Annotated in this window: 21 protein-coding genes, 7 tRNA genes and 3 rRNA genes; all 31 read right to left on the bottom strand. The window is 44.9% G+C overall.

The genetic code is table 11. The features are described from left to right. Window positions 1-57: 57 nt before the first annotated feature. On the bottom strand, window positions 58-948 hold the full coding sequence (locus BO18_RS08130) for a carbohydrate ABC transporter permease (protein ID WP_034445241.1): 891 nt from the start codon (window positions 946-948) through the stop codon (window positions 58-60). Window positions 949-960: 12 nt separating this feature from the next. Then, on the bottom strand, window positions 961-1,827 hold the full coding sequence (locus BO18_RS08125; RefSeq protein WP_081860959.1) for an ABC transporter permease: 867 nt from the start codon (window positions 1,825-1,827) through the stop codon (window positions 961-963). Between the two features lie 157 nt (window positions 1,828-1,984). Next, the gene (locus BO18_RS08120; protein ID WP_034445234.1) at window positions 1,985-3,640 is read right to left on the bottom strand and encodes an ABC transporter substrate-binding protein; all 1,656 of its coding nucleotides are present in this window, start codon (window positions 3,638-3,640) and stop codon (window positions 1,985-1,987) included. A 257-nt stretch (window positions 3,641-3,897) separates the two neighbouring features. Beyond that, window positions 3,898-4,968, bottom strand: coding sequence for a LacI family DNA-binding transcriptional regulator (locus tag BO18_RS08115; RefSeq protein ID WP_081860957.1), 1,071 nt, complete (start codon window positions 4,966-4,968; stop codon window positions 3,898-3,900). A 101-nt stretch (window positions 4,969-5,069) separates the two neighbouring features. Further along, on the bottom strand, window positions 5,070-5,924 hold the full coding sequence (gene rsmI, locus BO18_RS08110; RefSeq protein WP_034445232.1) for a 16S rRNA (cytidine(1402)-2'-O)-methyltransferase: 855 nt from the start codon (window positions 5,922-5,924) through the stop codon (window positions 5,070-5,072). A 31-nt stretch (window positions 5,925-5,955) separates the two neighbouring features. After that, entirely contained in the window at window positions 5,956-6,696 is a 741-nt protein-coding gene (locus BO18_RS08105) for a tRNA1(Val) (adenine(37)-N6)-methyltransferase (protein WP_034445230.1), read from the bottom strand. Then, window positions 6,683-7,618: a PSP1 domain-containing protein gene (locus tag BO18_RS08100; protein ID WP_034445228.1), complete on the bottom strand. Its 936-nt coding sequence runs from the start codon at window positions 7,616-7,618 to the stop codon at window positions 6,683-6,685. Before BO18_RS08100 ends, BO18_RS08105 begins: the two co-directional genes overlap by 14 nt. Further along, on the bottom strand, window positions 7,615-8,661 hold the full coding sequence (locus BO18_RS08095) for a DNA polymerase III subunit (RefSeq protein ID WP_034445226.1): 1,047 nt from the start codon (window positions 8,659-8,661) through the stop codon (window positions 7,615-7,617). The genes BO18_RS08100 and BO18_RS08095 overlap by 4 nt, the downstream gene beginning before the upstream one ends. Window positions 8,662-8,672: 11 nt before the next feature. Beyond that, window positions 8,673-9,113 (bottom strand): YaaR family protein, encoded by a 441-nt coding sequence (locus BO18_RS08090; RefSeq protein WP_034445222.1) that lies wholly within the window; start codon window positions 9,111-9,113, stop codon window positions 8,673-8,675. Then, window positions 9,094-9,690, bottom strand: a complete 597-nt coding sequence (locus tag BO18_RS08085; protein WP_034447161.1) for a guanylate kinase — start codon at window positions 9,688-9,690, stop codon at window positions 9,094-9,096. Before BO18_RS08085 ends, BO18_RS08090 begins: the two co-directional genes overlap by 20 nt. A gap of 24 nt (window positions 9,691-9,714) precedes the next feature. After that, window positions 9,715-11,124 (bottom strand): pyruvate kinase, encoded by a 1,410-nt coding sequence (gene pyk / locus BO18_RS08080; RefSeq protein ID WP_034445220.1) that lies wholly within the window; start codon window positions 11,122-11,124, stop codon window positions 9,715-9,717. After that, the gene (locus BO18_RS08075) at window positions 11,106-12,539 is read right to left on the bottom strand and encodes an aminotransferase class I/II-fold pyridoxal phosphate-dependent enzyme (RefSeq protein ID WP_051688575.1); all 1,434 of its coding nucleotides are present in this window, start codon (window positions 12,537-12,539) and stop codon (window positions 11,106-11,108) included. Before BO18_RS08075 ends, pyk begins: the two co-directional genes overlap by 19 nt. Further along, complete coding sequence (locus BO18_RS08070; protein WP_185752378.1) at window positions 12,532-13,125, bottom strand: HD domain-containing protein; 594 nt, start codon at window positions 13,123-13,125, stop codon at window positions 12,532-12,534. Before BO18_RS08070 ends, BO18_RS08075 begins: the two co-directional genes overlap by 8 nt. 149 nt (window positions 13,126-13,274) lie before the next feature. Further along, window positions 13,275-13,347: transfer RNA gene (locus tag BO18_RS08065), tRNA-Phe, on the bottom strand. 6 nt (window positions 13,348-13,353) lie between these two features. Continuing rightward, a tRNA-Met gene (locus BO18_RS08060) sits at window positions 13,354-13,427 on the bottom strand. Window positions 13,428-13,455: 28 nt separating this feature from the next. Then, window positions 13,456-13,537 (bottom strand) — tRNA-Tyr (locus tag BO18_RS08055). A 6-nt stretch (window positions 13,538-13,543) separates the two neighbouring features. Then, window positions 13,544-13,616, bottom strand: a tRNA-Thr gene (locus BO18_RS08050). Between the two features lie 30 nt (window positions 13,617-13,646). Next, a tRNA-Val gene (locus BO18_RS08045) sits at window positions 13,647-13,719 on the bottom strand. Between the two features lie 28 nt (window positions 13,720-13,747). Then, a tRNA-Asp gene (locus tag BO18_RS08040) sits at window positions 13,748-13,821 on the bottom strand. 67 nt (window positions 13,822-13,888) lie between these two features. Further along, window positions 13,889-16,752 (bottom strand): 23S ribosomal RNA (locus BO18_RS08035). A gap of 334 nt (window positions 16,753-17,086) precedes the next feature. Next, window positions 17,087-17,204, bottom strand: a 5S ribosomal RNA gene (rrf, locus tag BO18_RS08030). A 201-nt stretch (window positions 17,205-17,405) separates the two neighbouring features. After that, window positions 17,406-18,950, bottom strand: a 16S ribosomal RNA gene (locus BO18_RS08025). Together the 16S, 23S and 5S rRNA genes with 7 tRNA genes alongside form the textbook arrangement of a ribosomal RNA operon. A gap of 462 nt (window positions 18,951-19,412) precedes the next feature. After that, window positions 19,413-19,500, bottom strand: a tRNA-Ser gene (locus BO18_RS08020). A gap of 135 nt (window positions 19,501-19,635) precedes the next feature. Continuing rightward, window positions 19,636-20,217: a Fe-S-containing hydro-lyase gene (locus BO18_RS08015; RefSeq protein ID WP_255350950.1), complete on the bottom strand. Its 582-nt coding sequence runs from the start codon at window positions 20,215-20,217 to the stop codon at window positions 19,636-19,638. A 17-nt stretch (window positions 20,218-20,234) separates the two neighbouring features. Further along, window positions 20,235-21,077, bottom strand: coding sequence for a fumarate hydratase (locus BO18_RS08010; protein WP_034445215.1), 843 nt, complete (start codon window positions 21,075-21,077; stop codon window positions 20,235-20,237). 12 nt (window positions 21,078-21,089) lie between these two features. Beyond that, entirely contained in the window at window positions 21,090-21,497 is a 408-nt protein-coding gene (locus BO18_RS08005; protein ID WP_034445212.1) for an HIT family protein, read from the bottom strand. Then, a complete protein-coding gene (locus BO18_RS08000) occupies window positions 21,497-22,144 on the bottom strand; it encodes a rhomboid family intramembrane serine protease (RefSeq protein WP_034445209.1) in 648 nt (215 codons plus the stop codon). The genes BO18_RS08005 and BO18_RS08000 overlap by 1 nt, the downstream gene beginning before the upstream one ends. Before the next feature lie 15 nt (window positions 22,145-22,159). Beyond that, window positions 22,160-23,167 (bottom strand): SCP2 sterol-binding domain-containing protein, encoded by a 1,008-nt coding sequence (locus BO18_RS07995; RefSeq protein ID WP_034445207.1) that lies wholly within the window; start codon window positions 23,165-23,167, stop codon window positions 22,160-22,162. Window positions 23,168-23,216: 49 nt separating this feature from the next. After that, window positions 23,217-24,617: a DUF6382 domain-containing protein gene (locus BO18_RS07990; protein ID WP_034445205.1), complete on the bottom strand. Its 1,401-nt coding sequence runs from the start codon at window positions 24,615-24,617 to the stop codon at window positions 23,217-23,219. A 2-nt stretch (window positions 24,618-24,619) separates the two neighbouring features. Further along, the gene (locus BO18_RS07985) at window positions 24,620-25,084 is read right to left on the bottom strand and encodes a pilus assembly protein (RefSeq protein WP_034445203.1); all 465 of its coding nucleotides are present in this window, start codon (window positions 25,082-25,084) and stop codon (window positions 24,620-24,622) included. Further along, window positions 25,071-25,502 (bottom strand): prepilin peptidase, encoded by a 432-nt coding sequence (locus tag BO18_RS32540; protein WP_051688574.1) that lies wholly within the window; start codon window positions 25,500-25,502, stop codon window positions 25,071-25,073. Before BO18_RS32540 ends, BO18_RS07985 begins: the two co-directional genes overlap by 14 nt. Window positions 25,503-25,509: the final 7 nt, after the last annotated feature.

Below are 25,509 nucleotides of genomic sequence, written 5' to 3'. Positions count from 1 at the left end.
TTATTCTCTTTCTGCTAAAGTTTGTGTTCTAAAGCCTTCTCTATGTTCAACTTCTGATCAACCTTTTACACCGCCCAGAGTAATGCCCTTTACAAAATACTTCTGAACGAAAGGATACATCACCATGATAGGCAGAATACCTACCGCTGCCATTGCCATTCTTACAGACGCAAGAGGAATTGCCGAAAGACCCGCTGTCGCGTTCTGCACATTTGAACTGGACTGGGACAGAAACTGAATATTCTGCATCATTCTGTTGAGCAGGTTCTGAACTGAGTATAGATCTGTTCTCTTCGTTATATAGATATAACCATTCATCCAGTCATTCCAATAGGCTATACCTGCAAACAGCGCAATTGTCGCCATTATTGGCTTAGAAAGCGGAATCACGATTTTCCAGAAAGTCATGGTTTCGCCCGCTCCGTCAATAAAGGCTGCATCCAGGATCTCCGTCGGAATACTGGATACAAAGTAGGATTTCATCAGCATGATGTTGAATCCATTCATCAACAGACCAGGGATCAGAAGTGCTGCAAAGGTATTCTTAATGTTGAATACATTTGTATAAATGATGTATGTAGGAACCAGTCCTCCATTAAACAGCATTGAAAACACAATTACAAATGTGATAAGCCCTCTGCCCGGCAGATCCGCCTTGGAAATCGTGTAGGCAAGCATCGTCGTTATGGTCAAAGACAAAATAGTTCCCACCAGCGTAAGTACTATTGAAACTCCATATGCTCTAACTACGGAATTGCCTGTACTGAAAATGTATTCGTAGGCGTAGACTGACCACTTCGAAGGCCAGAATTTATATCCTTCAGCAATCAGTACGTCGTTATCGGTAAAAGAGCTTACCACCATTAAAATCATAGGAAGAATTGCAAATACTGATAGCAATATCATCACAGCATGTGCAATTATCTGAAATTTTTGCTCGTCCTTCATCTATCCTGCTCCTTAAAATAATGCACTGTCTTTGTCGATTCTGCTTACCATATAGTTGGCTCCAAGAATCAGCACAAAGCCAACCAATGACTGATACAGACCTGCTGCAGAAGCCATGGACATATCTCCCAGCTCCAAAAGACCTCTGTATACGTATGTATCAATGGTGTTTGTCACTGCAAAAAGTGCACCCTGGTTTTGAGGAACCTGGTAGAACAGACCAAAGTCCGAATAGAAAATTCGTCCAATAGCAAGCAGTGTAAGCATTATTACTGTTGGCTTAAGAAGAGGAATTGTAATTTTCCGGATCTGCATCCACTTTCCTGCACCATCAATCGCTGCAGACTCATATATTCCCCTGTCTATTCCCAAAATTGTTGAAATATAGATTATGGAGTTGTAGCCAATTACCTTCCAGGCATTAACAAATGTCAGTAGGAATGGCCAATATTTCTTTTCCATATACCAGTTGACAGGCTCTTTTCCAAAAAGAGGCAGTAGCGTATTGTTCATGAATCCGTTATCAGTAGACAAAAATCCATAAACAAGGTAGCTTACAATTACCATGGAGATCATGAACGGCAAAAGAATAAGGCACTGATAGAGATTTTTTATCTTGGATGTCATTTCAGCAAGAAGGATTGCCACAAAGACCGCCAGTATCGTATTTACCACGATAAATGCCAGGTTGTAGCATATCGTGTTCCTTGTGATGATAAACGCATCCTTGGTAGCAAACAGATATTTAAAATTCTTAAAGCCTACAAAGTCCGATCCAAATATGCCCTTCTTGGCATTGTATTTCTTGAACGCCAGAACCAGGCCTGGGAGCGGCATATAATTGTTTATAAAAAGATATATTAGCCCCGGTAAAGCCATGATGTATAAAGGAATGTACCGGATAAATCTTCTTTTCAATGTCTTTTTACTTGGTTGCGAATTGTTCTTTTTACTCATTTTGACACCATTTTTTAGTATAAGAGCCAGCTACGAATAATCAGCTGGCTCTTTTAATCAGTTATTCAAAGCTTTCAGTTTAGTTAATACCATTCTCTGATGCCCATGCATCCAGAGCTGCCTGCTTAGCAGTCATGTATTCCTCAAGTCCAGCAGCCTTAAGTGCATCATTGAGCTGCTTAAGTCCTGTCTCAGGATCTACGAATCCGTATACAACCTGAGGTCCGAACTCTTCGTAAGCATTCTTAAGAGCTGTAAACTCTGAAACGTAATCGCTGTTATCCCAGGTAAATCCAAGTGCCTTAGACTTTACAGGGCAGTTATCGTTGAACTTAGCTGTCTGCTCACCTACATCAATAGGATCGCCTTCCCAAACATGAGCTGCATACTGGTTTGGCATCATCCAGAGAACGTTAGGATAATACTCTGAATTGTCTGCGTTTACTCCATCTGCCCAGTTGATTGATGTATCAGCATTAACCTTATACTCAACACCTTCCTGGCCCCAGCATACGAGGTTAGCAACAACTGGATCTGTGTAAAGAGCATTTAATACCTGCATAGCTGCTACAGGATCCTCTGTAGCCTGGTTCATGCACCAAGGGAATGCTGATACAGCTGATGATGACATGAAGCTGTCACCTACATCAAAGATCACCATATCTCTTCCACACTCACCGTTAATCTGGTTCTGATAAGCAGGCTTAGCCTGTGCCATCATTGCCATATAAGCGCCTGACTTAATTCTTGCAGAAGCACCAGTCTTATCGCTCATAGCGTCACCTGAAATATATCCAGCCTGGTTCCATCTGTATGCTCTGTCTGCCCACTCTTTGAAAAGATCAGACTCATAAACATTTTCAATCTTTAAGCTGTTAGCAGGATCAAGAAGTGTTCCGAAGTAATCACCGGCAATATTATCTACGCAGCTTCCCTGTGTAAGAAGGTTGTCCTGTGTGGAGTAAACAGTCTTGTCAGGGAAAGCTTCATGGATTGCTGCAAACATATCATCTACATCATCCCAGGTAGCCTTGTAATATCCAAGGTCATCAGTCTTGAACTTGGAAAGATCATAGCCTGCGCCATCAAGATATTCTTTACCGATAAGAATACATGCTGTCTGAATAGCATAGTCCTTGATTGGTGGAACTCCGTATAATTTGCCGCCTACTCTGCAGGCATCCAGATAGTCAGGTCTGATAAGCTCGTTAAGTTCCTTACCATATGTAGCCAGAAGATCATTTTCTTCAAGATCTGCTGTATATCCATTGTTAACACAAGTCATGTATCCGGGTCCGCAAGTAGAAAAGAGATCTACCTGTTCACCAGAAGAAAGCATAAGTTTGATATCGTCTGTATAAGCAGCAGAGTCGATGATGAGAAGCTCAACATCGAGACCAAGAGTCTCTCTTGTGTGCTCACTGATTGCTTCATTAACTCTGTCTATACCGGCAGGTGCTCCTGTCCAGTCAAAGAAAGAAACAACTACCTTCTGATACTCTCCGCTCTCCTGTGCTGCTGCTTTTCTGGCGTCAATAGCTGCCTGTGCTGCGTCGCCTTCTGGAGCTGCTTCAGTAGTAGTCTCAGCACTACCAGTCTCGGCTTTTTCAGTTGTTGCCTCAGTTGCTGAGCCGCCACTTGCCGGTGCAGCTTCCTGTGCACCACACGCTGTCAGAGTACCCAGTAAGGTAGTAGCGGCAATACCCATGGCCAATAAACGTTTTTTAATACCCATTTTCATATCCTCCTATAAAAATATGGTGTATCGTTACACCTTGCATATTTGTATTATATTTTTACGTGTTTTTATAGTCAATAGTCAATTAATTCCATATTGAATGTGCAAATTTGTGCATCTTGCACAGAAAACGTTTAATGTTTATAGAAACGTTACACTTAAAACAGCAAAAAGAACCGCGATAGCAGCGGCTTTGACCGAGTTTCCAAATAAATCATTCAAAGCAACTGTTATCGCGGCTTTTAAGGTTTTTCTTAATTTATTTTTATAACCGAGTTTCTCTCGATCAGTTCTCCGGGGATCCTCACCTCCATATTGTCAGCGCTATCTACATCCTCGCCCTCGCATTTTTGTATAACCCACAAAACCGCTGCCTCTCCAATCTTCTCAAGAGACAAAGCAATAGTTGTCAGTGTCGGGGAAAGGAGCTTGGAAACCTCGTGATTGTCGTAACCTATTATCGAAAGGTCTTTTCCCGGCTTCATATCATGTTCCAGCAAATACTCATACACGCCCGAAGCAATAAGATCAGAAAAACAGATCACTGCTGTAAAGTCTTTGCTGGCTAACTGCTGCATTCCATTGTAGCCCCCCGCCTTGTTCCAGGACTGGTGAACAACATATGAAGGATCAAAGAGAACTCCGTCCTCAAACATCGCTCTCTGAATTCCACGTAGACGATTTACTGTATGAAGATTGGACGCTTCTCCTGAAATGATCGCTATTTTAGAATGCCCCTTTGAATGCAGATAATTATAGGACATGTATCCGCCCTGCTCATCGTCAAGCTTAAAGCATGGAATCTTTGGGTCCATGCTGCTGGCATAAACAACGGCTATTGGAACGTCTTCCGGCACATTTGTAAGAACAACCTCATGCTCATAGCCTGCAATATACACAATGCCATCCACGTTCATGGATTCCATTTTGTTCATCACAGTAGCTAGCGCGGACCTGAAAAGGGCATCATCATGCATCCACTCATCGCTCCACCGTCCAAACAGGCGCATATTTTCAATGACAACATCGTATCCTGCTTCTTCGGAGCGATGCATCAGGCCTTCAACTATCGGTGATGTAGTAAATATTACAAGATCCTCCACGATGACACCTATTGTCTTTGTGGAAGTGGCTCTTAGATTTTTTGCCAGGGTATTGGGTTTATACCCGGTTTCTTTCATCACGTTCAGTATCTTATCTGCGACCTGTTTGCTGACCTTATTGGTCCTGCCATTAAGCACATTAGACACTGTGGAGATGGAAACACCACTGAGCGCAGCTATATCTTTAATTGTTATGGAACCCTCTGATTTTTTCTTTGGCACCTATCTAAAACCTCTGGAATAAATTTTACCATTTTTACCAAATCATTATATCATAAAGCTCCTTGTTGTAAATATATAGCGATGCAACGTTTTACTTAATACTACTGATCACTCAAAAGCGCCTGATAAATCTCTCGTTTTCCCACGCCTCTGTCTGCTGCCACCTTCTTCATGGCATCTTTGTGAGAGATTCCCTGATCCTCATAAAACTTCATGTGATCTTCGATACTCAACTCGTGCCAGGAAAGTCTTTTTTCCTCCTCCTGCTCTTCAAGGCTCTTGCCCTCGATCACAAGCACATACTCGCCTCTGGGCTCGTTTTCTTTATAAAAAGAAATCGCCTCGGAAATAGTGGTTGGTCTCACCTCTTCAAATTTCTTGGTGAGCTCACGGCAAATAGATATCCTTCTGTCGCCCAGCGTCTCATAAAGGTCATCCAGTGCAGTCTTCAAATGATGGGGAGCCTCGTAGACGATCATGGTCCTGCTCTCATCCTTCAGGTCCTCGAGAATTCTTTTCCTGCCCTTCTTATCCTCACTCGCAGAAGGCAGAAATCCCTCAAAGCAAAATCTTCTGGTTGGAAGTCCTGAAAGGGTCAGGGCTGTAATACAGGCTGCCGGCCCTGGAAGCGACGTAACAATAATGCCTGCCTTGTGGCATTCTGCCACCAGCACCTCTCCCGGATCAGAAATAGCTGGAGTTCCGGCATCCGTAATAAGCGCCACATCAGTTCCTTCCTGCATCTTCTGGATCAGCCACTGGGCCTTGTCATACTTATTGTATTCATGATAACTGGTCATCTCGGTATGTATATCAAAATGATTCAAAAGCTTGATACTGTTTCTTGTATCTTCCGCTGCGATCAGATCAACACTCTTCAAGGTTTCCAAAACTCTGAAGGTCATGTCATCCAAATTTCCAATTGGCGTCGCACAAAGATATAATTTACCAGCCATAATATTCTCCTATAACAGCCTCATCTAAGGTTCAATATCCATAAATATCGTAAATATCCTGAGTGTACTTGCCTGGTGCCTCGTATATTATCAGCGGTTTCTCAACAGTAAGCCTTGGCCTTCCGCCTCTTGCCCCTTCTATGAGGACCATGGTAGGTTCCTTGTCAGCGTATGGGTACACCAGCTGCATTCTCTTAGGCTCCACCTTGTACTGATGCATCACCACCATTATCTCCGATAGTCTGAAGGGTCTGTGTACCATATAGAACTTTCCACCGCTCTTTAAGAGCTTTGCTGCTGCCTTTACCACATCCTCCAGGTCACAAAGTACCTCATGTCTTGCTATAGCTTTCGGCCCTTCCGGATTTTTTAGTCCATGGCCACCTATCATATAAGGTGGATTACTTGTAACCACGTCAAAAGAGGCAGCGTCAAATAATTGCCCTGCCTCCTTAATGTCACCCTGTACAATTGTAACTCTGTCCTGGAGGTCGTTTAGCAGGACGCTACGCCCCGCCATATCAGCACTCTCCTCCTGAATCTCAAGCCCCGTCAGCGATGCAGCTTTTGTCTTAGCTGCCATCAGAATAGGTATGATCCCTGTACCTGTCCCCAGGTCCAATACCCTTCCGCCTTCCGGCGCACTTGCGAATCCGGATAAAAGAACTGCATCCATTCCAAAACAGAATCTCTCCGGATCCTGAATGATCTTATAACCGTTCCTTTGCAGATCATCCAGTCGCTCTCCAGCTTTAAGTTCAATTGTCCCCAAGCTTGGATTTTCCTTCCTGTTTTTCAATCTTCTCAAGCTTCTCCAGCTCTTTCATCTCTGCATCTTCCTGAGAATTCTTCTTTCCGCCGTTGTTCTTTTTCTTCTGTTTCTTCTTTATACTTTCAAGTTCCTCAAGCTTATACTCGTGAACCTCTTTCTCATCATCAACATCCACAAGGATCTTAACTGTCTGCCTTAAGATGTTTACGCTGGAAACCTCTCCCTTAAGGCCATCCTTGGCAATACAAAAATCGCCAACTCCTGGCATCTTACGATTCAGCTCTTCGTATACGTCCTCTTCATTTTTCAGACAGCACATCAGCCTTCCACAAACACCTGAAATCTTTGTAGGATTAAGGGAAAGACTCTGCTCCTTGGCCATCTTAATTGAAACCGGCACAAAGTCTGAAAGGTATGAGTGACAGCAAAGTGGCCTTCCGCAAATACCATAGCCACCAATTATCTTTGTCTCGTCCCTTACACCAATCTGTCTGAGCTCAATCCTGGTCTTGAATACAGCAGCAAGGTCTTTTACCAGTTCTCTGAAGTCAATCCTTCCGTCAGCTGTGAAGTAAAACAGGATCTTGTTGTTATCAAATGTGTACTCTGCATCGATGAGTTTCATCTCAAGGTTATGCTTCCTGATCTTCTCAAGGCAAACCTTAAAAGCTTCCTTCTCTTTTTCTCTGTTGGCCTTCTCCTGCTCATCATCCTTGGTGCTGGCTGTCCTAAGAACTGTCTTAAGTGGCTTGATCACCTTATCATCCTCAATCTCCTGAGGCTCAGAAACGACTGTTCCGTACTCAACTCCCCTGGCAGTCTCGACAATTACATGATCACCTTTTTTGATCACATATTTTCCTGGGGAAAAGAAATATATCTTGCCGGCAGTTCTGAATCTTACGCCGATTACTCTTGTCATAAATGCTCCTTAATGCCCAAAAGCATAAGCTCCAGGGCTAGATCTATATTTACATTGGAGGAAATGCGGCTCTTCGCAATCTCCATATCCTTTATTATATGGCCTATTTCCTCATAGGAAATGTCCTTGGTAACACTACTAATATACGATACCTTATCAGTGAAAATCAAGTGAGTGTCATTCTCTGTAGCCTTGTAAACCAGCATATCCCTGAAAAGAAAGATCAGTATGTCCATAAAATCCTCATACTGCCCCATGTCTATGCCCTTCTTACTGGACTTTTCGTCGCCATCCGCTGGTTCCAAAATCCCATGGACTCTGTCCATGATATCATGGATCTCCAGGTTCTTAAGCTTTGAAACCAGATCTATGGTCTCGTTCTTTAGTGTTTCAAATCTTTCATTTGATGCAAGATCCAGAGCCTTTCCCACATTTCCTCTGGCAAAAGAAGCGCACAGCATGGCCTTGTAATCCACCACCTGACACTCCTCCATAAGGAACTTCCTAATAGAATCATCTCTGGCAACCTTCATAGGAAGAACTATACATCTGCTTATAATAGTGGGAAGAAAAGCATTGATATTGCTGGTAAGAATTATGATGACAATATATGAAGGTGGTTCCTCCAGCGTCTTTAAAAGAGCATTTTGCGCTGCAGGAGTCATTTTCTCGCCTTCAGGTATTATGTAAATCTTGTATCTGCTCTCATAGGGCTTTATGACCACATCATCACGAAGCTTAAGTCTGATGTCGTCTACACCTATGCTGGCAGGCTTCTCGTGGGTTATTGTAATGATATCAGGATGGTTCTCGGACAGGGCTTTGATACAGGAAGGGCATTCATTACACGCTTCCAGATATTCCCCTTTTTCCTTTTTATCCTGACATTGAAGTGCTTTAGCAAAGATTCTGGCAATAAACTCTTTTCCCGAACCATTCTCTCCGGAGATAATATAGGCATGTGAGACCTTGTCCGACCTCAAAACATGCTGCATATGCTCCTTCATTTGTTCCTGATCTATGATATCGGAAAAATCCGCCATTTACTCTCCCCTTATGTGAAAATATCCAAAAGCAGCCCCTGAATCTGCCCTATCTTCGCTAAAATCTCTATGTGATTGCACTCGTCCTTTACAAGCTCCTGTGCAAGCTCGTCCAGTTCCTTGTCAACCTGTCTTATTATCCCATAAACCCTGTGTCGTCCCTTCCTGTCCAGAAAGTTTTCACGGGAAAAGACATGTGACCTGGTAACTACTTCATTGAGAAAATCCTTTATCAGGATCCTATATCTTTGCATATCCTTGATATCATTTCTCTTGGATATCCTGTCTCCCTGCTGAATAATGTCCTGCATCATCAGATTCAGGCGCTCAGCCAGATTTGAGTCTTCAAGCTTACTGGTCAATATAAATTTGAAATCACCATTTGCCTCCTGTACCTGCTCCGGAGTAGGTGCCTGGGGCGTAGGATTTATATTATTTATTTTTATATCCATGAATATGCTCCCGAATGGCTCTTACGCAATCCTCAATGTCTGCATTATTCTCAAATCGATATGTTACGCCAGCTTCCTCAATCTTTTTTTCGGCAAAATCTTCCTCATCAGCAAGGAATCTTCTGCACATTTCATCATACTTTGGATTTTCCTGCTTCTCTTCGCGATGCATAGCTCTTTCAAGTCTTATCTTCGCACTTACATCAATGAGAAGTGGCACCACATTTTCTTTTCCGAAATAATCTCTTATGTAGCAGTAGGATTCAAGGGTGCCTATCACCAGGTAGTTTCCGCTCTCCAGATCGATCTGACCATCATCTACGGTAAAATACCTCCACTCACCATAATTGGTGTGGTAGGTCCTTTCCTCGATGATCTTCCCGTCATTCCTAAGAGCCTGGTAATCCTCTTCTTTTTTGAAGAAATACTGAACTCCGTCAGTTTCTCCATCCCTCATGGGCCTTGTGGTATATGGCACCACTTTGTTAAGGGAAAGCTCTTCGTCCGTTATTAGTTTTTTGTATATAGTGTCCTTCCCTGAGGTGCTTTTGCCCATGAGAAGGAAAATCTTACCCAGTGGCATCTCTATTCCTGCCTTTATTTATAGTACTTCTACTCTTATCATATTGGTTCTTCCGGGAATTCCAAGAGGAACTCCGGCTGTCAGTACAACCTTATCGCCTTCCTTGAGATATCCGGCGTTCTTTGCAGCGTTAATAGCTTCTCTGAAGAGCTCATCCGCTGTATCTTCCTGTCTGATATGAAGTGGAGCAACACCAAACATAAGATTCGCCTGTCTGCATACAGTAGGATTGATAGTGCATGCAATTATCGGGCAGTTTGGCTTATACATGGAAACCATGCTTGCTGTAAAGCCTGACATTGTGACTGTGAGAATCGCATCCGCATTCACCTCAGCAGCTATGTTGCAGGTTGCATGAGAAATTGCTGTAGTATCATCACTTGGAGCATAATCTCTTTTCTTAAGTCTTCCTACATAATCTATATCGGCCTCTGTGCGCTCTGCAATCCTGGCCATTGTCTTTAATGCTTCAACAGGATAATCTCCGGCAGCTGTCTCTCCTGAGAGCATGATTGCTGTAGTTCCGTCATAGATGGCGTTTGCCACATCAGTAGCCTCAGCTCTGGTTGGTCTTGGATGATGGATCATAGAATCCAGCATCTGTGTAGCAGTAATAACATACTTTCCTTCAGCTTCGGCCATCTTGATCATCTTCTTCTGAAGAACAGGAACCTCCTCAAAAGGAAGCTCTACGCCCATGTCTCCTCTTGCAACCATGATTCCATCAGCTGCATCAAGGATCTCCTCAAGGTGGTTAATTCCCTGAGTGCTCTCAATCTTAGCGATGATCTTCATGGGTGAATTCTTCTGAGTCAGTATCTTACGGATATCTTTAACATCTTCCTTTGTTCTCACAAAAGAAGCCGCTACAAAATCAAATCCCTGCTCGCATCCAAAAATGATATCACTTCTATCCTGTTCGCTAAGATATGGCATTGTCAGCTCCGCCCCGGGAACATTAACGCCCTTCTTATCTGAAACAGGACCACCGTTCATTACCTTGCAGGTAATATCTGTCTCAGTTACTTTCTCAACAGCCAGTTCTATAAGGCCATCATCCAACAGAATTGTCATTCCGCTCTTACAATCCTTTGGAAGGTCCTTATAAGTAATGGATACCTGATCTTTTGTACCCTCTACTTCTCTTGATGTTAATGTGAAGGTCTGTCCTGCCTCCAGCATTTCCTTGCCATTCTTAAAGTCCTTAAGCCTTATCTCAGGGCCCTTTGTATCTAACATTGTCGCAACCGGAAGCTCTAATTCATCTCTAAGCTTCCTGATCCGCTCGAATTTCCTTCTGTGTTCATCATGGGATCCATGTGAAAAGTTAAATCTGGCAACATTCATTCCCGCCAGCATAAGCTCCCTGAGCTTTTCTTCACTTTCACTAGCTGGTCCTATAGTACATATTATCTTTGTTTTACGCATAAAATTCCTCTCTTACCTATTATACCCTTATTTTCCCCGTTTTCGAGCTCCAAAATGCCCTGAACATTAAGTCCTTCTGCTATATACCTCGAAACATTCTCTAAAAAAGCTTTGTCAATTATCTCTCCCGGAACAATCAAAGGAATACCCGGTGGATAAAGATTTACAAAATCCCCTGCAATCCTGCCTTCACTTTCCCAAAGTTCTACTTCTTCTGCCTCACTGTCCCATGCCTCGCTCAGCAAAAGAGCTCTCTCTGGAATATAAGATTCTACCTTGGTTTTTTTGCACAAAGTATCATCTGGCTTTAGTCGACCATCAATCTCATTAACAGCATCTATGAGGCGCTTTATGCCCTCCTTAGTATCCCACCCGGTTATTATGGCGAGAGCATATTTTTCCCCGGCCATCTCTAGTTGCAGATGATAGTCCTCACGAAGTATATCATATAACTGCTGGCCTGTCATTGACGCATTCCCTGTATAAATAAGGACTTTGGCCGGATCTTGAAGTTCAGATATATCTGGTATTCGTAGCGTCTTGCATCCTTTAGTCCCCTCTTGGATCATCTGCCTGTATCCGACAAGGGTGTCGATATATCTTTTTCCATTGTCACGCATCTCCCTTATGCAAAGGTCTATTGATGACATAAGAACATAGGAAGGACTACTTGATTGATAAATTCTTAGAAATCTCTTGAGCTTCTGCCTGTCAACAAGCTTACTATTTACATGGATAAGCGCTGTCTGCGTCATAGATGGAAGCGTCTTATGAACGCTCATGATCACAATATCTGCGCCAAGCTGAACAGGACTTTTCGGTACTCCTTCTCCAAATCCAAAATGAGCCCCATGGGCACAGTCTACAATAAGAGGGATCCCTCTTTCATGGCAGACCTTTGCAATACCCTCGACATCTGAGCATCGACCTTCATATGTCGGCGATGTAATAAATACAGCCTCTATTCCAGTGGATTTACTTAAGGCATCTTCCACATCTTCTTTATTGTACCCGTCAAAAATCCCATAGCTTTCCATCATCACAATAGGAAGATATTCTATATCCAGGTGCCTTAGATATGCGCCATTATAAAAAGACTTATGGCTTCCTCTGGCTGCAAGGATCCTACCATTTTCAGAAACAGAAGCTGAGACTGCAGCAAGTACCCCGGCAGTACTCCCATTTACAAGGAAAAATGTAGCGTCTGCCCCATAAAGCCTAGCAGCGCGCTCCTCGGCCTCCAGGATAAGCCCTTCTTCATTATGAAGATTATCAAAGCCGTCAATTTCAGTTATATCACAACGAAAAGCACCCTTTAACGGGGTGCTTTCAAGATTCCTCTTATGTCCGGGCATGTGAAACGGATACATGTCACTATCTGCCAGAGTACAAAGTTCCTGGAAAATATCAGGCATAATTCTCTACAATCTTTCCCTTCTTAAGCTTAAGCGTCTCCAAAGTAGATGCATACTTATCTGCAAGACATACTAGCCAGGCTTCTCTGCACCTTGGTGGAACAACAGTAAGTGGCCACATATGTTTTCTTATTATATCCTTTTCTCTCTGAGATAAAGAATAATCTCTCGTTGCATTCCTTAAAGCAATCCCCGGATGATAGAAACCATGAAGTTTGGGATGTATATTCCCTGGAGCCTCAGCATTATGCCAGTCATACAAGAAATAATCATGTAAAAGAGCGCCTCTCACAAGCTCACGTTTCCTTGCATGAGTGGACAGCTTATCATCCAGCTTGATCGCGCACAGAGCAACATGAATACAATGCTCATAGACAGTAACATTACCATGCTGGATAAAGCTCTTGAGCTTTAAAAACTGCTCAGAGGAAAGAATCTCACCGCCATATACGCTCAAGATACGACGATAATTCTCATTTGCCTCCATCTCATTTAATAATTCAGGGTCAAAGGTATCAGGATCATAGTGTTTAACATCCAAAACCTTCTTAATAATCTCCCTGTCTTTTTTATCTAATCTATGCATTATAATCTCCATATAATCACGATATAATCGTCATTAAAACCGCATCCTCTGACTTCTATCATAATAACATATAAAAGAAAAGAAAAAATTAAAATCGCCGAAAAATTCAAATAAAAAAACCTGGCTACTAAGGCCAGGGTAAAAAAAGATGCCTAGAGTCGGAATCGAACCAACGACACGAGGATTTTCAGTCCTCTGCTCTACCAACTGAGCTATCTAGGCATGTAGTAGCGGGGACAGGATTTGAACCTATGACCTTCGGGTTATGAGCCCGACGAGCTTCCAGACTGCTCCACCCCGCGTTATTAAAATGTTATTGCATAAAAAAAATGGATGGCGGTGGATTCGAACCACCGAAGCAAATTGCAGCAGATTTACAGTCTGTCCCCTTTGGCCACTCGGGAAGCCATCCATATAGAGCCGATGAGCGGACTCGAACCGTTAACCTGCTGATTACAAATCAGCTGCTCTGCCAATTGAGCCACATCGGCTTACACACGAATTGTGTTAAGCTATAAAAATGGGGCCTACAGGGCTCGAACCTGTGACCCTCTGCTTGTAAGGCAGATGCTCTCCCAGCTGAGCTAAGACCCCGGTCAAAAATATAACTTATGAAGTTGAGCGACCCGAAGGGGGTTCGAACCCCTGACCTCCGCCGTGACAGGGCGGCGCTCTAACCAGCTGAGCCACCGGGCCATTTGTTTGAAGATTGTATCTTCAAAACCGAACACTGAAATCTCTTGATCCTTACCTATCTTGCTTTTTGGATAAGCCCTCGACCTATTAGTACACATCAGCTGAACACGTTACCGTGCTTACACCTTGTGCCTATCTAACCTCGTACTCTCCAAGGGGTCTTACTGCCGAAGCAGGGATATCTCATCTTGAGGGGGGCTTCACGCTTAGATGCCTTCAGCGTTTATCCCTTCCGGACGTGGCTACCCAGCCTTATGCATCTGGCGATGCAGCTGATACACCAGCGGTCCGTCCATCCCGGTCCTCTCGTACTAAGGACAGCTCCTCTCAGATATCCTACGCCCGCGCCGGATAGGGACCGAACTGTCTCACGACGTTCTGAACCCAGCTCGCGTACCGCTTTAATGGGCGAACAGCCCAACCCTTGGGACCTGCTACAGCCCCAGGATGCGATGAGCCGACATCGAGGTGCCAAACCACTCCGTCGATGTGAACTCTTGGGAGTGATAAGCCTGTTATCCCCAGGGTAGCTTTTATCCGTTGAGCGATGGCAATCCCACTTTCATACCACCGGATCACTAAGTCCTACTTTCGTATCTGTTCCACCCGTCGGTGTCACAGTCAGGCTCCCTTATGCCTTTGCACTCTACGAATGGTTTCCGTCCATTCTGAAGGAACCTTTGAGCGCCTCCGATACCCTTTCGGAGGCGACCGCCCCAGTCAAACTCCCCGGCAGACATTGTCCCCGGACCCGATTCAGGATCCTTGGTTAGAAAACCAGCATCATAAGGGTGGTATCCCAACAGCGACTCCACTGCAACTGACGTCACAGCTTCTTAGTCTCCCACCTATCCTGTACATATAATACCGGCTCCCAGTATCAACCTGGAGTAAAGCTCCATGGGGTCTTTCCGTCCTGGCGCGGGTAACCAGCATCTTCACTGGTACTTCAATTTCACCGGGTGCATTGCCGAGACAGTGCTCAAATCATTACGCCTTTCGTGCGGGTCGGAACTTACCCGACAAGGAATTTCGCTACCTTAGGACCGTTATAGTTACGGCCGCCGTTTACTGGGGCTTAAATTCAAAGCTTCGCTTGCGCTAACCTCTCCTCTTAACCTTCCAGCACCGGGCAGGCGTCAGCCCATATACTTCACCTTTCGGTTTCGCATAGACCTGTGTTTTTGCTAAACAGTTGCTTGAGCCTCTTCTCTGCGGCCCACGTCTTAGGTGGGCTCCCCTTATCCCGAAGTTACGGGGACATTTTGCCGAGTTCCTTAACAATGCTTCTCCCGTCGGCCTTAGGATTCTCTCCTCATCCACCTGTGTCGGTTTACGGTACGGGTTATGCATACGCAATAGTGGCTTTTCTTGGCAGTCATATCTGATGCTTCGCTACTAATCTTCGCTCCCCCTTGCGGGACCGGATTTTCCTTTTCCGGCTCATCCCTTTTGCCTGCGTCCCCACAGTTCTGATATACATAAGTGCAGGAATATCAACCTGCTGTCCATCGACTACGCCTTTCGGCCTCGCCTTAGGTCCCGACTTCCCCAGGGCAGATCAGCTTTACCCTGGAATCCTTGGATATTCGGCCTGGAGGATTCTCACCTCCATCTCGCTACTCATTCCGGCATTCTCTCTTCTAAACGCTCCGCCGCTCCTTTCGGTACGGTTTCTACGCCGCTTAGAATGCTCCCCTACCGATCATATGTACCCGTAGATACATACCATCCCCAGGCTTCGGTGTCGTGTTTCAGCCCCGGTAATTTTCGGCGCAGGACCTCTCGGCTAGTGAGCTATTACGCACTCTTTGAATGTGTGGCTGCTTCTGAGCCAACATCCTAGCTGTCTATGAAATCCCACATCCTTTTCCACTTAACACGCACTTTGGGACCTTAGCCGTGGATCTGGGCTCTTTCCCTTTTGACTACCCAACTTATCTCGTGCAGTCTGACTCCTGTGCTTATCCTTATTGGCATTCGCAGTTTGATAATCTTTGGTAAGCGGTGAAGCCCCCGCGGATATTCAGTGCTCTACCTCCAAAAGGAATGCTACAGGGCTAGCCCTAAAGCTATTTCGGGGAGAACCAGCTATCTCCGAGTTCGATTGGAATTTCTCCCCTATCCACAGCTCATCACCACCCTTTTCAACGGATGTGTGTTCGGACCTCCACAGCCTTTTACGGCCGCTTCATCCTGTCCATGGATAGATCACCCGGTTTCGGGTCTATGTATAAAGACTACTCGCCCTATTCAGACTCGGTCTCCCTTCGGCTATTTACCTTAAGTACTTAACCTCGCCTCCATACATAACTCGCCGGACCGTTCTACAAAAAGTACGCGATCACCCGCGTATGGGGCTTTCGCAGCTTGCAGGCACAGGGTTTCAGGTTCTCTTTCACTCCCCTCCCGGGGTCCTTTTCACCTTTCCCTCACGGTACTTTACGCTATCGGTCACTAAGTAGTATTTAGCCTTACGGGGTGGTCCCCGCTCTTTCAGACAAGGTTTCACGTGTCTCGTCCTACTCTGGATACTGTCTCGCTTCCCCCGTTTTCGTATACGCGGCTTTCACGCTCTCTGGCTGCGACTTTCCATTCGCATTCTACTAACAGGTTCCATCGATTATACAGTCCGAACCCCAAGGAGCAAGCTCCCTGGTTTGGGCTCTTCCGCGTTCGCTCGCCGCTACTTACGGAATCACTTTTGTTTTCTCTTCCTCCGGCTACTTAGATGTTTCAGTTCACCGGGTTCCCTTCCTTAACCTATGGATTCAGTTAAGGATGACGGAGGTCTTCTCCGCCGGGTTGCCCCATTCAGATATCTGCGGATCAAGGCTTATTTGCAGCTCACCGCAGCTTTTCGCAGCTTATCACGTCTTTCTTCGGCTCTTAGTGCCAAGGCATCCGCCCTGCGCCCTATATAGCTTAACCATTTGAGGATTGCGCAGACAATATTGAAATCAAAATCTGTCTGTTCCCTCGTTCAAGCAATATAGAAACTGTCCATTATCTTTCGATAACTTTCGTTCTCATCTCATATCTATATAGCGTTATATCTATGAGATATTTTTTCTTAATCTTTCGATTGTTAATTCTGGATCTTCGATGTCGATTCTTAATCGTAGATTATATCTAGATTAGAAATCTTTCATTTCAGTATTCGGTTTTCAAGGTACAATTACTTCTTTTGACTGCCTGTGCAGTCATCAATGGGCAGAAGTCTTTCTGTCCTATGATCACTACATAAGTAGTTACTTTTTTTATGATCCGGCAGCCACCTATCCTCCCATACCGTTGCCAGTATAGTACTTTCGGCCGCTTTGGTCTTAACCGTCGTGTTCGGGATGGGAACGGGTGTTACCCCAAAGCGCATCGCCACCGGAAACTTGTTGTTGTCCGCGCAGTCGTTCGCTCCCTCACCGCAACCGACTTACGTCGCTTGCTACTCGGTCACGCTCTCATATGAATTTCCCTTTACATCTGCATATCTGAGCAAGCTCATATGCATCTGTTAAGTGAAATTCCTGCGCTCACTTTGACAACTAGATAGTAATGCAACTCCCTACTTCATTCTTTTTCCTTAGAAAGGAGGTGATCCAGCCGCAGGTTCTCCTACGGCTACCTTGTTACGACTTCACCCCAGTTATCCGACCTGCCTTCGACGGCTCTCTCCTTTCGGTTAAGTCACCGGCTTCGGGCATTTCCGACTCCCATGGTGTGACGGGCGGTGTGTACAAGACCCGGGAACGTATTCACCGCAGCATGCTGATCTGCGATTACTAGCGATTCCAGCTTCGTGCAGGCGGGTTGCAGCCTACAGTCCGAACTGGGTCGTTATTTTTGAGATTTGCTCAGGATCGCTCCGTCGCTTCCCTTTGTTACGACATTGTAGCACGTGTGTGGCCCAGATCATAAGGGGCATGATGATTTGACGTCATCCCCACCTTCCTCCAGGTTATCCCTGGCAGTCTCCATAGAGTTCCCATCTTACTGCTGGCTACTATGGACAAGGGTTGCGCTCGTTGCGGGACTTAACCCAACATCTCACGACACGAGCTGACGACAACCATGCACCACCTGTCTCTACTGTCCCGAAGGCCTACAGGCATTACCCTGTATTCAGTAGGATCTCAAGATCTGGTAAGGTTCTTCGCGTTGCTTCGAATTAAACCACATGCTCCACCGCTTGTGCGGGTCCCCGTCAATTCCTTTGAGTTTCATTCTTGCGAACGTACTCCCCAGGTGGAATACTTACTGCGTTAGCGACGGCACTGAGAAACTATGTCTCCCAACACCTAGTATTCATCGTTTACCGCGTGGACTACCAGGGTATCTAATCCTGTTTGCTCCCCACGCCTTCGAGCCTCAACGTCAGTTGCTGTCCAGTAAGCCGCCTTCGCCACCGATGTTCCTCCTAATATCTACGCATTTCACCGCTACACTAGGAATTCCGCTTACCTCTCCAGTACTCTAGCCTGACAGTTTCCAAAGCAAGCCCACGGTTGAGCCGTGGGGTTTCACTTCAGACTTGCCAAGCCGTCTGCGCTCCCTTTACACCCAGTAAATCCGGATAACGCTTGCCCCCTACGTATTACCGCGGCTGCTGGCACGTAGTTAGCCGGGGCTTCTTAGTCAGGTACCGTCATCTCTCTTGCGAGCCTTTCTTCCCTGCTGATAGAGCTTTACATACCGAAATACTTCTTCACTCACGCGGCGTCGCTGCATCAGAGTTTCCTCCATTGTGCAATATCCCCCACTGCTGCCTCCCGTAGGAGTTTGGGCCGTGTCTCAGTCCCAATGTGGCCGTCCGACCTCTCAGTCCGGCTACAGATCGTCGCCTTGGTAAGCCGTTACCTTACCAACTAGCTAATCTGACGCGGGCCCATCTCATACCACCGGAGTTTTTCACACTGAGTCATGCGACTCTGTGCGCTTATGCGGTATTATCAGTCGTTTCCAACTGCTATCCCCCAGTATGAGGCAGGTTGCCCACGCGTTACTCACCCGTCCGCCACTAAGTTTACTCAAGAATTGGCCGAAACCGCTTCAGCGAGTAAACTCCGTTCGACTTGCATGTGTTAGGCACGCCGCCAGCGTTCATCCTGAGCCAGGATCGAACTCTCACGTTAAAATAGTTCATCCAGGCCAGAACTAAAACTGCTAGCTTTTCGTTCTGTCCGTTATTACTTTTGGTTTGTTTATTCTGAAATAATTCTCAATGAATTTTTCAGGGTTGCATTACTGTTTATTTGTCAAGGTGCTTGTTTGTTGCTTCCGTTTGCCGCAACTCATTTAGAATATCACGTCGCGAATCATCTGTCAACAACTTTTTTAAACTTTTTAGAAAGTTTTTTGAAAACCGCTTGTTTCTGCGGTTTTGCGTCGCCTTTTCAAGCGGGCAAAAGTTATTATAGCAAAGGGGGATATCAAATGCAACACCTTTTTTTAGAAATTTTTGAATTTCTATTTTTCTACAAAATATGGAAAAAGGTCGTGCAAATAACCCAATCTTTAGTGGTTGATTTCCCACCACCCATCGAAGGGCAAAAAAGAAGCTCCCAGGATCTTAGTCCTGGGAGCCATTTGCTAAACGGAGAAAGCGGGATTTGAACCCGCGCACCGCGTAAACGGTCTACACCCTTAGCAGGGGCGCCTCTTCAGCCACTTGAGTATTTCTCCATGCCTGAATCCCTCTACCAATGTTTGGTTAAAGCGATACGCGCTCAATCAACAAGCGCAAATGTTATTATACAAACTAGAAGGCGCTTTGTCAACGCTCTGCTGAAAAACTTGCAGCAAAAGCTCCGAAAAGCCTTATTCTGCCTTATATTCCAAAATTGCCGTCTCGTAAAGATTGTTCCCTCTTGCATCGATGACCACTATAGCAGGGAAGCGTTCCACCTTAAGTTTCCTTATGGCCTCTGTACCCAGATCATCATAGGCAATGACTTCCGATTCAACTATTGCCTTTGACAGAAGTGCTCCAGCGCCCCCAATTGCAGCGAAGTAAACAGCCCCATTTCTTATCATAGCGTCTATTACGTCCTTATTTCTTTTACCCTTGCCTATCATTCCACCAAGGCCAAGATCTAAAAGCGCAGGAGCATACTTGTCCATACGACTTGCTGTTGTTGGGCCTGCCGATCCGATGGGCCTTCCTTCTCTGGCCGGAGATGGTCCCATATAATATATGAGATTATCTTTTACATCAATTGGAAGCTCCTCGCCGGAAGCAAGAGCCTGGGCCATCCGCTTGTGGGCAGCATCCCTTGCTGTATAAATGGTCCCAGAAATAAAGACCATGTCCCCGGCATTTAATTCTGATAGTGCTTTTTTATCAATAGGCGCATTTATCTCTACGTTCATTTTGTATCCTTTGTGTTGTACTTCTACTATATATAGAAGAATCCTGTTTATAGAGTTACGCTGGCATGCCTGTTTACGTGGCAGCAAATATTTATAGCAACAGGAAGTCCGGCTATATGTGTAGCATAGGTGTTGATATTAACCGCCAAAGCTGTGATCCTCCCGCCAAGTCCGGCTGGTCCGATTCCAAGCTTGTTGATCTTTTCAAGCACCTCTTTTTCCATATCTGCTATGTGAGGAATTGGGGAGCTGATCCCTGTACTTCTGGTAAGCGCTTCTTTTGCCATCTGGGCACACTTTTCAAAAGTTCCACCAATGCCCACTCCTACAACCATTGGTGGACAGGCATTAGGACCTGCATCTTTTACCGCCTGAAGGATTGCTTCTTTTACACCCTCTTCGCCGTCGGCAGGCTTGAGCATGAAGACTCTGCTCATGTTCTCACTGCCAAAGCCTTTGGGTGCACAGGTTATTTGGACTTTGTCTCCCGGAACGATGTCATAGTGGATCACGGCAGGAGTATTATCTTTGGTATTTTCTCGAATAAGCGGATCAGATACAACTGACTTCCTAAGGAAACCCTCAGTGTAACCCTGCCTTACGCCTTCATTTATAGCCCCGGTCAGATCGCCGCCAACAAAGTGGACATCCTGGCCAACCTTAATAAAGAACACAGCCATTCCTGTGTCCTGGCAGATAGGTATCCTGTCATTTCTTGCTATATCAAGGTTCTCGCTTAGCTGCTCAAAGATCTGTTTCCCTAAAGGAGATTCCTCTTTGCTCTGTGCATCCTTTAGAGCATTTACCATATCACCGGAAAGCTCATGGTTTGCATCTATACAAAGATTTTTTACTGCCCTGGTTACTTCTGAAACATCTATTTCCCGCATAACTTCTCCTGCTCAGGCTCCAAGTATGGTATCTTTAACAGCTGTAAGCTCCTCTGCTGAAGGGCTTGTAGGCTTCCACAAAATGTGCTGACCATCATTTTCATATCTTGGAATAATATGCAAATGGAAATGCATTACTGTCTGTCCTGCTGCCTCTCCATTGTTCTGGACAAGGTTAAGTCCATCGCAGGAGAGCTTTTCCTTCATATTGGAAGCAACCTTCTTAGCCACTTTTACAGCTCCGGCCACAACATCCTCGGGAATCTCAAAAAGATCTGCATAGTGTTCCTTGGGAAGCACAAGTGCATGCCCCTTTGTTGCCGGGCCATTATCAAGGATTACCCTAAAGGAATCATCTTCATAAATAGTGTTTGATGGGATCTCTCCCTTTGCGATCTTGCAGAAAATACAATTATCCATTACGCCAGTCCCTCCATCTTCTTTTTGTTTTTTAGAATTACTATATTGATAAATCCCATTACCATTCCGGTCAGCAAGCCTCCGAAATGCGCCGTTGTATTAGCTCCTTTTTGAAAAGTTACTGCCTCTAATATAAACACCGCCAAAATCCCAAGTCTGATAATTACATTTCTGCTTTTGACAAAGGACTTCCAATTTATAATGATCCACATGATCACAAAGCCCACAATTCCCATAATGGAGCCACTTGCACCAACACTGATATACTTTAGATTGAAATGAACTTCGTGTCCCATGGATATGATGTTGCCAAAGATTCCAGACAACATATATAAGAAAAAATAGAAAAAGTGTCCTGTGTACTCTTCGACTACAGCACCTACTAAAAAGAGCATGATCATATTATTCATCAGATGATTCACATCCGCATGGATAAAAATGGCCGTAAAAAGCCTGTGGAACTCTCCTCGCTTTATGACGAGCTCTGTTACCATGGCTCCGTCTTCATAGATTTGCTTCAAGATAGTTCCAGAAAGCACAAAAACGATCACGTTGATCGCAAGCAAACACATACTGATATATGCATGCTTATATATACGGGAATGATTACGCAATAATTCCTCATCAGATGAGCCATTATCCTGCATCCGCCCTGTCTCCACTTACTCTGTCATAAGGTCAAAAAGCTGGTCCATACTCCTAAGGAGCTTAAAGTCTCCCTTAAGCTTTATACTTCCAGCCATAAAAGCCCTCTGGAAGGTCATTCGTCCACCCAATATGTCTTCAAATGTACGCTGATCAGCCGTCAACGAAACATCACAGCCTTCTTCATCGCCCATTCTGCAATCACATTTACTGTTATCCACATCAATTATGATGGGCCTTAGCTTCGCATTATCAGAAAAAGAGATCTTATACTTTGCAGATACTCCTGCTACAGGGGTGAATTTCTTTTTCAGGGTCTTAACATATTCCTCTGAACTGCCGGAACTCTCCTCCTGACCCATCTTATCCCTGAAGATGCTGGCAAGCTCCTGAAGGTCCTCCTTCTGCTTGCGAACATACTTGTCATCAGAAGCATATTCCGATAACTGCTCAGACTCCTGTGGTGTCAGATCTATGCTGTTGGCAACACCCACCTTGTTTATGACCGCCTGATTGCTGGCCGGAAAAACAGGCATCTTCTGGTTGATGGTCCTGTAGATATTCTCTGTCTTTTTGTCGATTATCTTGGCGTATTCAGCGCTGTTTTCGAGCTTAGTGGTATCTGCGATATATCCACACATACCATCACAGGGCAGTCCCCCAAGCATCTCCCATGCAGCAGCAAGGCTCATCATGCCTTCCCTCTCACCATGGGTTGTAGACATAACAACCGGCGCCATGTATATTTCCTTGATGCGATCCTTATCGCCATAAAGCCAGCAGGCATCAAGGAACTGCATCATATAACCACCAATACCAAACCACTCCACCGTGGAAGCAAGAATGATACCGTCTGCATCCTTTAAAGTATTAGGAAGCGCAGTGATACCATTTCGCTGCTCGTAAAGGTTATACTGCTGAACCTTAACGTTTAATTCCTGTAAAACTGTAGTTATCTGTGAGATTACGAAAAGAGTCGGATCGTCGATAATCCCCCGTCCGCCATAATAGATATTGATCTTCATGAGCGCCCCTCCACATTGATAACCCATATTATACCATAAACTCGCCTATTTATCTGCAATCAAAACATACTCTGCCCATTCTGATCTCATCACCTTTTTCCAGAAAAGTCTTTTCCCTGGGCTTTAATCTTATTCCATTCCTGAAAGTTCCGTTTGTGCTTCCGAGATCAAGAACTGCGATCCTTCCTGCTTCCTCAATAAATCTACAGTGAATCCTGGAAATGCTCTTATCATTGACTACTTTGTCAACGCACCCCTCCATCTTTCCGACTGTCAATGATGGTGCCCCCAGAGCTATCCTGACTGTCCTGTCGAGATTCCTGCTGAAAAGAGCCATCTCATTGCCATACTCCTCATCAAGAACCACTGTTTCGTCGCACTCAAATTCTGTCTTTCGGGGGTACAAAGGACCACTTACCCGAATCTGCTCCTTAAAGCTTTGTCCCTCATCTTCAGATGGGTACTCCCAGGAAGGATCACTGAAAGAATAGTCTTCATCCTCATAGTCCTCTGAAACATCCATTTTCTCATCCTCCTGTTCCATGACCTTTGCCCTATTCATTTCCTTAAAGCCCCCTGCCAGGGACACCCCTCCTGTAACTGCTGAAACCAGCATCACCAGGATTGAAAGCATGTTTTCCTGACTTGTAAGGGTGTAGTTCATCCTTATATAAACCATCGCTCCCAGAATGCAGGAGAACATTAGCGCAAAAAGAAGCTGCAGCTTTCCTCCAAGTCTTTTATTTGCCCTTTTGATCCTGCTGTTTTTCTTTGGCTTCTGCTCAAAAACTTCTTCGCCATCTTCATCAGCAAATCCAGCCTCAAAACCACCCTGTTCTCCACCATCAAAGCCACTATCCAGCCCGGTCAAAGTAACTATTTGATCATGGTTCTCATTTTCATCAGCTTCACAGTCCTCAAGAACCTTCTCTATAGCCTGATATATAAAACCTTCCTGTGCGGAGCTTAGTTCGCAAAGCTTATATACCATCTCTGTTGCTGCAGCATCAGTCTCATCCACCAGCTCAAGGAGTTCCATGGAAAAATCGGAAAAGCTCTTTTGCTCATCATAGAAAGGACAGAAGATAAACCTGTATTCTCCCGTAGAAAGATCCGTATAGATATCCCTACCATTAAAAACCAGTCCATCTTCACCCATCAGAAACTCTGAAAGATTTTCAAGCAGCTCTTTTACACTCATAAGAAGGCTTCTAAGCTGTTTGTGATCCATTTTGCTTACAGCAAATCTGTCCCGAAGAGTCTGCATGGATCCAATCTCATAATATAAGTACTTGTCGCCATTGATATTTCGCTCTGTGCAGGGAACAAGATTTTTGATCCGACCGCTTTCTGCGATCTTGTACTGATATCTGTCCGGGCATTCATCACTTTCCGGTTCCTCAAAAATAAGATAATTATGTTTAAGCTCTCTGTAATATTTATATTCCATCACTATTCTCCTAAATTCAAAATCTCTTTTCCTAAATCCTTAAGTCTGGTGGCCATTCGAATATGGCCCGGATAATTCCGTCTTTTAGCTATCCCTTCTGCCTCGTACTCCCAGCTGCCACGGGGCTTAAGAAAGTATCTTCCCATGGCAGCGTGCCTGGCCTTACTCCGTCCCTTTACCCGGATCTCTTTTCCCTGGGTGCTTGTATCAAATCTGGGAAAAGAGCTACCAAAGTATTTGCTTCCTGCCTGTTTTGCAGCTTTCTGATCCACATACCCAGCCGGGTCATCCTTCCACTCCTTAGATTTTTCCACGCTTGCCCTAAATGCCAGTACATAGGCATCCTGGGAGAGTGTGCATCTTCCATATAAATAGAAAGAAAAATAGATCAGCAGCGCAAATACGCATATCACCATGGGAATGATAAGGGATGCTTCCAGAGTCATATAGCCTTTAAACCTGCGCAAAGATCATCGCCCCCATTCCAATAGTAAGAAAGGGAATGTAAGGAATCCTCGTTCCGCCCTTAGCTCTTTTCATTAAAAGAAGTATTCCCGAAAACAAACTGCAGATGAAAAGGGATATGAAAAGTCCAAGCGCCAATCTGTAAAGGCCAAAAGCCGGACCAATACAAAGCAGCATAAGACCATCACCGTAGCCAACTCCCTGACGGGTTACCAGGGCTAAAATAAGAAATGCTGCTCCGGGAATAAGGGAAAGGGCGATGCCTACCGGGTCAAAAGAGCCGGTAACTGAGTCAATTGCGATCCTTGCTCCTGAAATTATAATCCCCGCTCCAAGGGCCCAGATGGGAACCTCCTGTTTTCTTATGTCCACCATGGAGCCTGTCAGCATCAGTATCAAAACGCATATATCAATAGTCATTTCTGTA

This window comes from Butyrivibrio sp. AE2032, from assembly GCF_000702965.1.
The sequence above is the reverse complement of the archived record's forward strand: the minus strand, read 5'-3'. Positions and strand labels throughout refer to the sequence as shown.